This window comes from Pseudomonas sp. P5_152, assembly GCF_033989915.1.
Taxonomy (GTDB): Bacteria; Pseudomonadota; Gammaproteobacteria; order Pseudomonadales; family Pseudomonadaceae; genus Aquipseudomonas.
Map to the genome: position 1 here is coordinate 2,192,196 of NZ_JASFAH010000002.1, position 12,076 is coordinate 2,204,271.

The following is a 12,076-nucleotide window of genomic DNA, read 5'->3' on the forward strand; positions in this document are numbered from 1 at the left end:
GTTGTCATGGAATTCATCCGTACCCGCATTGAAACCCAGATCATGAGCCTGAGCGGACTGTCCCTGGGCAAGCTCGACCTGGAGAACCCCAAGGGCGATCCCGGCCTGTTCGGCCCCGACTCGGTGAGCTGGCAGGTCCACGGGGACTTCAGCAGCATGCTCATCGGCGGCATCAGTGCCTTGATGCTGCAAGCCTTGCACCCGCTGGCGCTGGCCGGGGTCTGGGACCATTCGAACTTTCGCCAGGACATGCTCGGGCGCCTGCGCCGCACCGGGCAGTTCATCTCCGGCACCACCTTCGGCTCACGGCAGGACGCCGAGTGGCTGATCGAAAAAGTGCGCACCATCCACCTGCAAGTGGTCGGCACCGCCCCCGATGGCCGTGCCTACGCCGCCAGCGACCCGGACCTGCTGACCTGGGTGCACGTGGCCGAAGTCAGCAACTTTCTCGCCGCTCACCTGCGCTACCGCAATCCGCATCTCTCAGGCGCCGACCAGGACCGCTACTACGCCGAGATCGCGCTGGTCGCTGAGCGCCTGGGCGCCCGTGAGGTGCCGCGTTCGCGCCAGCAAGTCGCCGACTACCTGCAACGGATCCGTCCACAACTGCTGTGCGACGAACGCAGTCGGGAAGTATTGCGCCTGCTGTTGAACGCCCCCGCCCCCAGTCGTCTCGCCAAACCTTTCGGCGGGCTGATGATGCAGGCCGGGATCGACCTGCTGCCGGACTGGGCCAGCGCCATGCTCGACGTCAGCCAGAGCGCACTGCAACGCCAACTGATCCGCGCCAGCATCAACCGCAGTGCGCCGATGCTGCGCTGGGCGGTGCGTAATGGCTCGGTGCAGCGCGCCAAGCGACGTATGGGGCTGTTGTAGGTACGGGAGCAAACGTGCTCGCACCTCCAGAGAAGCCCCATAGCTGTTAAACTCTCGCGCCCAATTCCCCCTGCAAGGCGCTACGCATGTCTTCCTTGAATCAGGCGCTGCGCGCCGCCCTCGATCATCGCCAAGACTTGCTCGCCGAGCTTCACCAGCAAGGCACCGACTGCTACCGCCTGTTCCATGGCAGCCAGGAAGGCGCCGGCGGCCTGACCGTCGACCGTTACGGTCCGCAGTTGCTGGTGCAGAGCTTTCACCAGGCGCTGGAGCGCGACGACCTGCTGGCGTTGCACGCCACGGTCAATCAACAGCTGGGCCTCGACACCCTGCTGGTCTACAACGACCGCTCCCGGGGCAATTCGCGCATCGACCGGGAAGACACCGTGTACGGCGCCGACGAGGCCGCGCTGGCAGACATGGTCGGCCACGAGTGGGGCCTGAACTATCGGGTGCGCGGGCGCCACGCCGGGCAGGATCCGCTGCTGTTTCTCGACCTGCGCAATGCCCGTGGCTGGGTCAAGCAACACAGCCAGGGCAAGAGTGTGCTGAACCTGTTCGCCTACACCTGTGGGGTCGGCCTGAGTGCCGCCGCCGGTGGCGCGCGCGAAGTGTGCAACCTGGATTTCGCCGAGGGCAACCTGGCGGTAGGCCGGGAAAACGGCCAGCTCAATCCGCAGTTGCCGAGCATGCAGTTCGTCCAGTCCGACTATTTCCCGGCAATCCGTCAATTGGCCGGCCTGCCGATCAGCCAGCGCCGCGGGCAAAAGCTGCCCAGCTATCCACGCCTGGAACAGCGCCAGTACGACCTGGTGTTGCTCGACCCACCGGCCTGGGCGAAAAGCGCGTTCGGCACCGTCGACCTGCTGCGCGACTACCAGAGCCTGCTGAAACCGGCGCTGCTCAGCACCGCGGACAATGGCGTACTGATCTGCTGCAACAACCTGGCGAAAGTCAGCATGGACGACTGGCGTGAGCAGGTCCTGCGGTGCGCGGAGAAGGCCGGGCGCCCGGTGCGCGAATGCACAGTGTTGCCGCCAGCCGCCGATTTCCCGTCGATGGATCAGCAACCACCACTCAAGACCCTGATCCTGCAGCTCTGAGTCGCGGCGCCGGAATCTGAATAATCCTGATCGAGGTCATTGCTTCGGAACCAGAATCGCATGCCATACTCCAAGGCACTCCGATTCAGACAGATGAAGCCACACATGCCCAAAGGATTGATTCGCGCCATCGGCGCCTTGTTGACTGCTCTGGCCCTCTACAGCTTGCTGGGCTTTCTGATTCTGCCGGGTATCGCCTTGCGGATCGCCAATCAACAATTGGCCAATTACGCAGCGGTGCCAGCCAGCATCCAACGCATCGAGTTCAACCCGTTCAGCCTGGAGCTGACCCTGTGGGGGCTGAACATCGGCGAGCCAGGCAAGGAGCACGTCGGCTTCGAGCGTTTGTACGCCGACCTGCAGATCGACAGCCTTTGGACCCGCGCCTTGCACCTCGCCGATGTGCAACTGGACAAGCCAAAAACCTCGGTGCTGTTCAGCAAGGACGGCACCCTGAACCTCACCCAGCTGTTCAAGTTGCCGGCCAGTGAACCGACGCCGGCCGACCCCGAGGCCAAGCCTTTCCCACTGCGCATCGACCGTATCGACCTGGCCCGTGGCTACATCCACTTCCAGGACTTGCGGCCGAGCGAACCCATCGAATTCCTCTACGACAAACTGGATTTCGAGCTCAAGAACCTGAGCACCTTGCCGGAAGACAATGCCGACATGAACCTGGTAGCGATTGGTCCGGCCGGTGGTCAGATCGACTGGAGCGGCAAGATCAGCCTGGTGCCCATCACGTCCGAAGGCAGCTTGAAAATCACCGATGGCAAGATGAAAGCCCTTTGGCCCTATGTGCGCGACGCGCTGCCACTGGTGCTTGAAGAAGGCACGGTCAGCCTCAGCACCGATTACAAGCTCAACCTGTCCAAGGAAACCGAACTGCTGCTGAGCAACACCTCGGCCAGCATCGCCCCCTTTGCCATCAAGGCCCCGGATGGCCGGCCACTCGCCCGTCTCGAACGCCTGGACATCAGCGAAACCAGCATCGACCTGGCTAAACAACAAGTGATTGTCGGCAAGATCCGCAGCCAGAAACTGGAGACTTGGGCCGCCCGCGAAGCCGATGGCCAACTCGACTGGCAGAAGCTGTTCGCCAGCCAGCCAGCCAAGCCGGCGGTCAAGGCCGAAGCGGTGGATGCACCGGCGGCGGCCGACTCACCTAAACCCGAGCCCGCTGCGCCGAGCAAACCCTGGCAGGTGCTGCTCAAGGATGTCGAGCTGCGCAATTACCAGGTGCACCTGGCCGATCGCCAAGTCAAACCGGCGGTGGCGCTGGAGGTCGGCCCGCTGAACCTGGACCTGAAAAATTTCGACAGTCTCAATGGCTCGCCCTTTACCCTCAAGCTCGATACCGGCGTGGGCAAGCAAGGCAAGCTGATGGCCGACGGCGAAGTCAACCTGGCCCCGGTCAGCGCCCGGCTCAACGTACAGACCCGGGACATCGACCTGCGGGTCGCCCAGTCCTACATCAGCCCGTTCATTCTTCTGGAATTGCGCTCCGGGATGCTCGGCAGCGACCTGGCCGTCAATCTCAAGAGCACCGAGCCCCTGGCCTTCAACGTCACCGGCAAGGCCCAAGTCGACCAGTTGCACACCCTCGACACCCTCAAATCCCGTGACTTCCTGAAGTGGCAGAAGGTCATGGTCGAAGGGCTGAACTATCAGCACGGCGACAGCCTGTCGATCAATCGAATCAACCTGCAGCAGCCCTACGTGCGGTTCATGATCAACGATGACCGGACCACCAGCGTCGACGACCTGCTGATCCCGCAACCGGCCGACAGCACGGCGAAAACCACGGCAGGCAAACCTGCCACCAGCCAGGACAAGCCGCTGGGCATTCACATCGGTGGCATTGCGATCAACGACGGTTCGGCGAACTTTGCCGACTTCAGCCTGACGCCGAACTTCGCCACCGCGATCCAACAACTCAATGGCCAGATCGGCACCATCGACAGTCGCCAGGCCAAGCCGGCCTCGGTGGACGTCAAAGGCAAGGTCGATCGTTACGCTCCGGTGACCATCAAGGGCAGCGTCAATCCGTTCGACCCAATGGCGGCACTGGATATCGCCACCAGCTTCAAACGAGTCGAGCTGACGACCCTGACCCCTTACTCCGGCAAATTCGCCGGCTACCGGATCCGTAAGGGTCGCCTCAATCTCGACCTGCATTACCGGATCACCAAGGGCCAGCTCAAGGCGGATAACAAAGTGGTGGTCGAGCAGCTGGAGCTGGGCGAGAAAGTCGACAGCCCGGATGCGGTCAGCCTGCCGCTGAAACTGGCCGTGGCCTTGCTCAAGGACGTCGACGGCAAGATTTCCATCGAACTGCCGGTCACTGGCGACCTCAACAATCCCCAGTTCAGTGTGATGCCGATTGTCTGGCAAACCCTGCGCAACCTGATCGTAAAAGCGGCGGCTGCGCCATTCAAACTGATCGGCGGGTTGGTCGCCGGCGGCGGTTCCGAAGACCTGGGTACCGTGTCCTTCGCACCGGGCTCCAGCGAACTGAGCAAGGATGCCGAGGGCGCACTGGTCAAACTGGCCAGCGCCCTCAAGGAGCGCCCGGCCCTGCGCCTGGAAATCGAAGGCACCGCCGCGCAAAGCAGTGACGGCCCGTTGATTGCCGAGCAGCGCCTGGAGCGCGAGTACCAGTACAACTACTACAAGATTCTCCAGCGTCGCGGCGACAAGGTACCGGCCCAGGCTTCATTGCTGGAAGTCCCGGAAGGGGAAAAAACTCCGTTGCTCGAAGGGATCTACCGCACTCGCCTGAAAACCCAACCACCGGCTGAATGGAAGGACCTGGGCAAGGAAGAGCGCGCCGCAAAAATGCGTGAAGGGGTCATCACGTTCTGGGCGGGCAGCGATGTGCTGTTGCGTCAACTGGGCCAGGACCGCGCCAGCAGCATCAAGGACTACCTGGTGGACAAGGGCCAACTGGCCGATGACCGGGTGTACTTCATCGACGCCAACCTGGGTCAGGCCGAAAGTGACGGCCGAGTCATCACGCCGCTGCACCTGGACGCTGAGTAACCAAGGCTCGCGCAACTTTATCGCAGCCCAATAAAACAGGCCCCGACACGAATGTCGGGGCCTGTGGAGACCACATCCCTGTGGTCGGTCGCATGAACACTAGAGTCGCGACAGGTGCATGACTCGGCTCACCTGCCGCTTCTTCTCCCAGTCCAGGCGAGAAGCCTGCGCCTTACTCGGCTTTCAGACCGTCAGCCGATACGGCAGTGACGCCCTTGATGTTTTTCGCGATTTTCACCGCAGTGGCTTTCTGCGACTCGGTCACCGCAGTGGTGGAAGACAGCGATACCACACCTTTGTTGGTTTCGACTTTGATATCGGTACCCGGAATGCCTTTCTCGGTGACCAGGTCAGCCTTCACTTTGGTGGTGATCCAGGTGTCGGAAGTCGCTTCCTTCGCCTCGGTCACTTCACCGGCAGCCAGCACCATTGGCGACTGGGTGTTTTGGGTGGTCTGCGCAAAAGCTGCGTTGGCCAGAGTCAGGGTCAGAGCGGTAGCAGTTGCGGTAGCGATAGCGAACTTCTTCATACGGGTAACTCCTGTTTTTCCAGAAAGTCTGCTGTTTGCCTTCTCAGCAGGGTTACCGGTAATAGTGCGAACGCTGTGCCAACTTTGACCTTCGGAATAATTCCTTAATTATCAATAACTTAAAAAATAATCAAAAACCCGAAATCATGCAATTTGCATGACCCGGACATTCTCGACATGCAAGTTGCCGGAATCAGCCCTCGCTGGTGGTACAGCCTTTGGGGGAGTAGTCCGCAGCTACCGTGGTCGCGCAACTCCAGCCGCCCGCCTCGGTGCGTGAAAGGGTGAGAGTGCGGTTGAGCACCGGACCTGGCGCATTGACCAGGGTGCAGCCGAGGCTGCCTAGCCCGGAAGCACCACTGCCCGCCGCCGAGACGGTGCAATGGCTGGTGATCTCGCTGGCGCCGAGTCGTTCCAGGGTCGGATCAGCCCCCTGGTTGATGACGTCTTCGAATGGCACCTTGAGCGCCGAGATCTCGGCCAGTCCGGCCGTGACCTTGGCCCGCGCCTGATATTTGGAATACAGCGGCAACGCCACCGTGACCAGAATGCCAATGATCGCCACCACGACCAGCAGTTCGATCAGGCTGAATCCCCTTTGTCCCTTCATCGCTACAACTCCCTTTCTGCATGAGGCGAAGGCTCATGCTCGGCAGCAGATAACGCACAGCCCATGCCAAGTCCGCCAGCCCTTGCAAACCGGGCAGCAAAGCCTGGTTTCGCGCGTCCAAGGCTTTGCAAAACCGCACTAACTGACACTATTTGTCACTGCAGCGCGCGCCCACAGCGTCCGGCCTTGGCTAGGCTTTGCAGCGCAAACAGCCAATATGTCATCAAGGATTGTGAAATGGCGGTCAAAGCAGCAAAGGTCAGCCTGTACGCCTGGCAAGGCACCGATAGAACAGGTCGCAAAATGTCCGGCGAATCGAGCGCGCAGACTCCGGCCCTGATCAAGGCCCAGTTGCGCCAGCGCGGCATCATCCCGGGCAAGGTACGCAAAAAATTCGCCCCCCTGTTCAGCGCTGGCCAACGGGTTACTGCCCAGGATATCGCGCTCTTCACTCGGCAAATGGCGACCATGCTCAAGGCCGGAGTGCCGCTGCTGCAGGCCTTCGACATCATCGCCGAAGGCTTCGACAACCCACGCATGCGGGGCCTGCTGGAGGACTTGAGGCAGGACGTGATGGCCGGCAGCAGCCTGACCACCGCCCTGCGCAAAAAGCCGCAACACTTCGACGAGCTCTACTGCAACCTGATTGACGCCGGCGAACAGGCCGGCGCCCTCGACACCTTGCTGGAGCGGGTGGCGAGTTACCGGGAAAAAACTCAACGGCTCAAGGCGCGGGTGCGTAAAGCCATGACCTACCCGCTGGCGGTGCTCCTGGTCGCGGTGATCGTCAGCGCTATCCTGTTGCTCAAGGTGGTGCCGCAGTTCGAAGTGATGTTCCAGGGTTTTGGTGCCGAGCTTCCGGCACTGACCCGCAGCGTGATCGGGCTTGCCGAATTCCTTCGGCACAGCGGCTGGCTGCTGCTAGGTGGGCTGCTCGCTGCCGCGTTGGGGGTGCACCAGACCCAACGCCGCTCCCCGAGGTTTCGCGACTGGCTACAGACGCGCTGGCTGGATCTGCCGGTGGTCGGCCCCCTGCTGCGCAAGTCGGCGGTCGCCCGCTATGCGCGCACGTTATCGACCACCTTCGCCGCCGGGGTGCCGCTGCTGGAGGCCTTGAATTCGGTGGCCGGGGCCACGGGCAATCGGGTTTTCAAACAGGCAGTGCTGGTGATCCGCCAGGACGTGTGTAGCGGCATGCAGTTGCATGTGGCGATGCGCAACAGCGGGGTATTTCCCAACCTGGCGATCCAGATGACCGCGATTGGCGAAGAATCCGGGGCACTGGACGACATGCTCGGCAACGTCGCGAGCTACTATGAAGACGAAGTCGAGACCCTGGTCGATCACCTGACCAGCCTGCTGGAACCCCTTATCATGGCTGTACTTGGGGTAATCGTCGGCGGGCTGGTGATTGCTATGTACCTGCCCATTTTCCAACTTGGTACGGCGATCTGAACATGCCCTTGAATGAATTTCTCGCCAGCTCCCCGGCGGCCTTCGTGATCCTGGCCCTCGGGCTGGGGCTGATGGTCGGCAGCTTTCTCAACGTCCTGGTCTGGCGCCTGCCAAGCATGCTCGCTCGAGATTGGCGCCAGCAGGCCCGGGAGATCCTCGAGTTGCCTGGCGAGGCCCCAGGCGCCACCTACAACCTGATGCTGCCCCACTCCCATTGCCCCCACTGCAGCCATCCACTGCGCGCCTGGGAGAATATTCCACTGCTCAGCTACCTGATGCTGCGCGGGCGCTGCGCTAGCTGCAAAACTCCGATCAGTGCCCGTTACCCGCTGATCGAACTCAGTTGCGCGCTGCTCTCGGGCTTTATCGCCTGGCACCTGGGGTTTGGCTGGCAGGCCGCGGGGCTACTGGTGTTGAGCTGGGGCCTGTTGGCCCTGTGCCTGATCGACGCCGACCATCAGTTACTGCCCGACGTACTGGTCATGCCGTTGCTGTGGCTGGGGGTGATCGTCAACGCGTTCGAACTGTTCGTGCCACTCCAGGACGCCGTGTGGGGCGCCGTAGCCGGCTACCTGAGCTTGTGGACGGTGTATTGGCTGTTCAAGTTGATCACCGGCAAGGAAGGCATCGGCCATGGCGACTTCAAGCTCCTGGCGCTACTGGGGGCCTGGGGTGGCTGGCAGATCTTGCCGCTGACGATCCTGCTGGCCTCGCTGGTGGGGGCGGTCAGCGGACTGCTCTGGCTGCGCTGGAAACGGGCGAAAACCTCGACGCCGATCCCCTTCGGTCCCTATCTGGCAATTGCCGGCTGGATTGCCATGCTCTGGGGTGGTCAAATAACCGACTTCTATTGGCAGTTTGTCGGTTTGCAATGAATACCCCTGTGGAACAACCCTGGATTCTCGGCCTCACCGGTGGCATCGGTAGTGGCAAAAGCGCGGCGGCCCAGCATTTCATCGACCTCGGTATCCATGCGGTGGATGCCGATCATGCTGCGCGCTGGGTGGTCGAGCCCGGCCGCCCGGCACTGGCGCAGATCGCCCAGCACTTCGGTGACGGCGTGTTGCAGGCCGACGGCCAACTGGATCGGGCAGCACTGCGCAAGCTGATCTTCGAAATCCCCGAGGAGCGCCGCTGGCTGGAAAAGCTCCTGCATCCATTGATCGCCGAGGAAATTGCCGCGCACCTGGCACGCGCAAAATCGCCGTATGCGATTCTGGTATCACCCTTGCTGATCGAGTCCGGGCAGTACGCCATGACCCAACGGGTGCTGGTGATCGATGCCCCCGAGCAACTGCAGATCGAACGCACCCTGCAGCGCGACCAGACCAGCGAACAGCAGGTCCAGGCGATTCTCAAGGCGCAGTCCAGCCGTCAGGAACGCATCCGCCATGCCGACGATGTGCTGGTCAATGACCGCGACCTCGCCTGGCTGCACAGCGAAGTCGAACGCCTGCATCACTTTTACCTAACTTTGCGTGGAGGCCAGTCATGAGCCAACCCCCTGTCGTCACCTGCCCAACCTGCGGCGCCCCCGTGGAATGGAGCGCCAGCAGCACCTTCCGGCCGTTTTGCTCGGACCGCTGCAAACTCATCGACCTAGGCGCCTGGGCCTCGGAAGAACACAAGATCCCGGTTAGCCCGGACGCGGAAGACGATCTGTTCAGCGAAGACTTCGAACCGCGCCACTAAGGCCGCATGAAGCTGTAGTCGGCACTGTCATCGAGGTTCTCGGCCAGGAACTGCAGTTCATCGGCCAGGTCCTCGACACTGCGCACTCCCTTGCTCTCCTCGACCACCGCGCTGAGCAAGGCGCGCAGGCTCAACCCCGGTTCAAAACCGGCCGCCTCCGCCGACGCCAGACTGTCGCGCAACTCTTGCCTCGCCCACTGGTAAACGCTCATGCCGCTGCTCCTGAGGATTTCTCGGAGCATAGGTGCGTCTGTCCAGCGACCTGTTGATAAGGATCAAGACTTGTCATCGTCCTTCCACGGCGCCGACAGGTAACGGGTGCGGTTGAAGGTCTCCAGCCACTCGGGGCAGAACACCACCAGGGCGCTGATCACCATGCCGTTGATAAAGGCTTCGGGAAAGATGATCAGCCACAGGTAGCCGACAAAATCCTCGAGCCATTCCGGCAGCGCAAAACGCTCGTCGAACCACAGCACGCCCAACGCCAGCAACAGGCAGAGCAGCGCCGACAAGGCGGCGGCAAAAAAACCCGAGCAAAAGATATACACAAACGGATTACGCGGTTGCGCGCGCTCCACCAGCAATGCGCAGCCTTCGGTGACCAGCACCGGCAGCAGGATCAGCAAGGCACCGTTGACCCCCATCGCCGCCAGGTCCTGGCGCCCCAGCAACACCAGGCCGACCTGGGCGACCAGCCCGCCGACGATCGCCAGCGGCCAGTCGAGCAGCAGGGTCACGGCGGTCATGCCGATGAAGTGATAGGACACACCGGTGTCGAAGTCGCGCCGCACCAGCCAGAGCAGGAACAATGCGAACACCGTGCCGAACAGCAGGTGCTGGCGTCGACTGTCGCTGAACAGTTCGACCCAGGGCGCGCGCGCGATGGCCCAGAGCAACACCGGCACGTAGAGCAACCACCCTACCGTGAGGGTGAACGGTGACAGCAGTTCGGCACCGATCATGCCGCGGCCTCCATCCACCCTATTGCACAGACCTTCACGTCAGACTCCTTGGCGAAACCGAACAGGCCATCAGTCTACACCGCCCTGCTGCCCCCTGGCGTAAAGCCAAGGGCGGCGACTGTTACGTTTCCTGCAACACTGCATCCGGTTTTACCCCCTTTTTCAGCGGCCGGCGAAGACTAAACTTCAGGTATCGAGATCCACACGGAGTACCACAAGATGAAAAGCCTGATCAGCCTGTTGCTGGCCCTGGTTGCCACCTCGGCCTTGGCCGCCGGTAACGAACCGCCTGCCACTCCCTACGACCCCGCGCAGCCGCTGGACATTGCCAAGGTGGTTTCGGTCTCCGACACCGCCAGCGGTTGCGGCGTGGTGCCGGCGAGCATGGTCTATGTCGACCACCAGGGCCAGACCCACCGGGTGTCTTACCAGGTCATGGGCGACTGCAGCGGCTCATAACAGGGTCCAGGTGTAACTGAGGATCAGGCGGTTTTCGTCGATGTCACTGCGGTAGTTGGACCGCGCCATCGCATTGCGCACTCGAATCCCCAGGCCCTTGAGGCTGCCGCTCTGCAGCACGTAACCCAGATCCAGGTCGCGCTCGCGATCCTTGCCTTCATAGCCTTTGCCGGTGTCGACATTATTGCCGGTGATGTAACGCACGGTACTGGTCAGCCCGGGCACACCGAGCGCCGCAAAGTCATAGTCGTAACGTACCTGCCAGGATCGTTCGTCGGTGTAGGCAAACTCGTAGGTGGGCACCTCGTTGCCCAGTGGCGAGATATTGGCAAAGACGCGTGGGAAGGCACTGTCACCAAACATGCCCTGGTAACCGAGGTAGAAGGTGTGGCCACCACGTTTGGCCGACAGCAGGGAGAAGAACGCCTGGTTGTCGATATTGCCCAGCAGCTGTTTGCCGTCTTGCTTCGAATCGTAGTAGCCCAGGTTCGCGCCCAAGGTCCAGCCCCCCAGCGGCTCACTGTGTTTGAGCCCGAGAAAGCGTTGGTTGTAGATATCTTCCAGTTGCCCGTACCAGGCACTGAGCGAGCTGCGCTTGTCATTGAACGCGTAGTCGGCCCCGGCAAAGTTGAAGCCGTCGCTGCTGACCTGGCGCTGTGGCACATGCCCCAGCATGGCCTGCATCTTTTCATCGCCGGACTCGTTGCGCAGGCTGGTGGAGTTCAGGTGACCGCCCTGCACGGTCAGGCCATTGAGTTCGCTGGAGCTGATGCTCGCCCCCTGGTAACTGGGTGGCAGCAAGCGGATGTCGCTGAAGGCCAGCACCGGCAGGTTGGGTTGCAGTTCGCCGACCTTGAGTTCGGTTTTCGAGTAACGCACCTTCAGCGCCGCGCCCAGGCGACTGTAGTCATTGGCCGCGCGGCCATCGTCCTGCACCGGTAGCAGGCCGGTGTTGACCCGGTCCGGGCTGCTGTCGAGCTTGAGGCCCAGTAGGCCGATGACATCCATGCCCACCCCGAGGGTACCCGGGGTGTAGCCGGACTTGAGGTTGAAAATGAAGCCCTGGGCCCACTCCTCGGCCTTGGACTGCTGATTGGCGCCGACGATGTCCGAGAAGTCGCGGCTGAAATAATAATTGCGCGCCTGCAAGGTCGCAGTGGTGTCTTTTACCAAGCTATTGTCGGCGGCCAGCGCACGGTCGGAGAAACCCGAGGCGAGCGTCAGGGACAACAGCGAAGCGGTTGTGGCGAGAGTCTGTTTCATCGTTTTGCTCTTATTGTTATTGATCGACAGGGTGCAGTGATCCGCCCGCAGCACTGGCGCTGCGGGGGAAGGTCAAGCGGGTAGG

General features: G+C 61.9%; 13 protein-coding genes. 8 read left to right on the forward strand and 5 right to left on the reverse strand.

Annotated features, from left to right (window positions below; translation table 11 throughout):
- Positions 1-6 precede the first annotated feature (6 nt).
- The 3 genes from QMK50_RS09915 to QMK50_RS09925 all read left to right on the forward strand — a co-directional run bounded on the left by QMK50_RS09915 (position 7) and on the right by QMK50_RS09925 (position 5,021).
- Positions 7-876: an oxygenase MpaB family protein gene (locus tag QMK50_RS09915; protein ID WP_095166559.1), complete on the forward strand. Its 870-nt coding sequence runs from the start codon at positions 7-9 to the stop codon at positions 874-876.
- 86 nt (positions 877-962) lie between these two features.
- Positions 963-1,979 (forward strand): class I SAM-dependent rRNA methyltransferase, encoded by a 1,017-nt coding sequence (locus QMK50_RS09920; protein ID WP_320333031.1) that lies wholly within the window; start codon positions 963-965, stop codon positions 1,977-1,979.
- A 93-nt stretch (positions 1,980-2,072) separates the two neighbouring features.
- Positions 2,073-5,021, forward strand: a complete 2,949-nt coding sequence (locus QMK50_RS09925; protein WP_320333032.1) for a DUF748 domain-containing protein — start codon at positions 2,073-2,075, stop codon at positions 5,019-5,021.
- A 172-nt stretch (positions 5,022-5,193) separates the two neighbouring features.
- Here the strand turns inward: QMK50_RS09925 and QMK50_RS09930 are convergent, their stop codons facing one another.
- Together QMK50_RS09930 and QMK50_RS09935 are read right to left on the reverse strand one after the other, a co-directional pair.
- Positions 5,194-5,550 carry a BON domain-containing protein gene (locus QMK50_RS09930; RefSeq protein WP_095166553.1) on the reverse strand — a complete coding sequence of 119 codons (357 nt, stop codon included), beginning with the start codon at positions 5,548-5,550 and terminating at the stop codon, positions 5,194-5,196.
- A gap of 193 nt (positions 5,551-5,743) precedes the next feature.
- Positions 5,744-6,160, reverse strand: coding sequence for a pilin (locus tag QMK50_RS09935; protein ID WP_095166551.1), 417 nt, complete (start codon positions 6,158-6,160; stop codon positions 5,744-5,746).
- A gap of 237 nt (positions 6,161-6,397) precedes the next feature.
- Here QMK50_RS09935 and QMK50_RS09940 point away from each other — a divergent pair, with 237 nt between their 5' ends.
- The 4 genes from QMK50_RS09940 to yacG are packed head-to-tail and all read left to right on the forward strand — an operon-like array spanning position 6,398 to position 9,307.
- On the forward strand, positions 6,398-7,615 hold the full coding sequence (locus QMK50_RS09940; RefSeq protein WP_320333033.1) for a type II secretion system F family protein: 1,218 nt from the start codon (positions 6,398-6,400) through the stop codon (positions 7,613-7,615).
- 2 nt (positions 7,616-7,617) lie between these two features.
- On the forward strand, positions 7,618-8,490 hold the full coding sequence (locus QMK50_RS09945) for an A24 family peptidase (RefSeq protein ID WP_320333034.1): 873 nt from the start codon (positions 7,618-7,620) through the stop codon (positions 8,488-8,490).
- A complete protein-coding gene (gene coaE / locus QMK50_RS09950; RefSeq protein ID WP_320333035.1) occupies positions 8,487-9,110 on the forward strand; it encodes a dephospho-CoA kinase in 624 nt (207 codons plus the stop codon). Before QMK50_RS09945 ends, coaE begins: the two co-directional genes overlap by 4 nt.
- The gene (yacG, locus tag QMK50_RS09955; RefSeq protein ID WP_095166544.1) at positions 9,107-9,307 is read left to right on the forward strand and encodes a DNA gyrase inhibitor YacG; all 201 of its coding nucleotides are present in this window, start codon (positions 9,107-9,109) and stop codon (positions 9,305-9,307) included. Before coaE ends, yacG begins: the two co-directional genes overlap by 4 nt.
- Here yacG and QMK50_RS09960 read toward each other — a convergent pair.
- Complete coding sequence (locus tag QMK50_RS09960) at positions 9,304-9,519, reverse strand: hypothetical protein (protein WP_095166542.1); 216 nt, start codon at positions 9,517-9,519, stop codon at positions 9,304-9,306. The genes yacG and QMK50_RS09960 overlap by 4 nt on opposite strands.
- Positions 9,520-9,582: 63 nt before the next feature.
- Positions 9,583-10,269 carry an energy-coupling factor ABC transporter permease gene (locus QMK50_RS09965; protein WP_095166540.1) on the reverse strand — a complete coding sequence of 229 codons (687 nt, stop codon included), beginning with the start codon at positions 10,267-10,269 and terminating at the stop codon, positions 9,583-9,585.
- Positions 10,270-10,488: 219 nt separating this feature from the next.
- Here QMK50_RS09965 and QMK50_RS09970 point away from each other — a divergent pair, with 219 nt between their 5' ends.
- Positions 10,489-10,728 carry a DUF2790 domain-containing protein gene (locus QMK50_RS09970; RefSeq protein ID WP_159998021.1) on the forward strand — a complete coding sequence of 80 codons (240 nt, stop codon included), beginning with the start codon at positions 10,489-10,491 and terminating at the stop codon, positions 10,726-10,728.
- Here QMK50_RS09970 and QMK50_RS09975 read toward each other — a convergent pair.
- On the reverse strand, positions 10,723-11,991 hold the full coding sequence (locus tag QMK50_RS09975; RefSeq protein ID WP_320333036.1) for an OprD family porin: 1,269 nt from the start codon (positions 11,989-11,991) through the stop codon (positions 10,723-10,725). The genes QMK50_RS09970 and QMK50_RS09975 overlap by 6 nt on opposite strands.
- Positions 11,992-12,076: the final 85 nt, after the last annotated feature.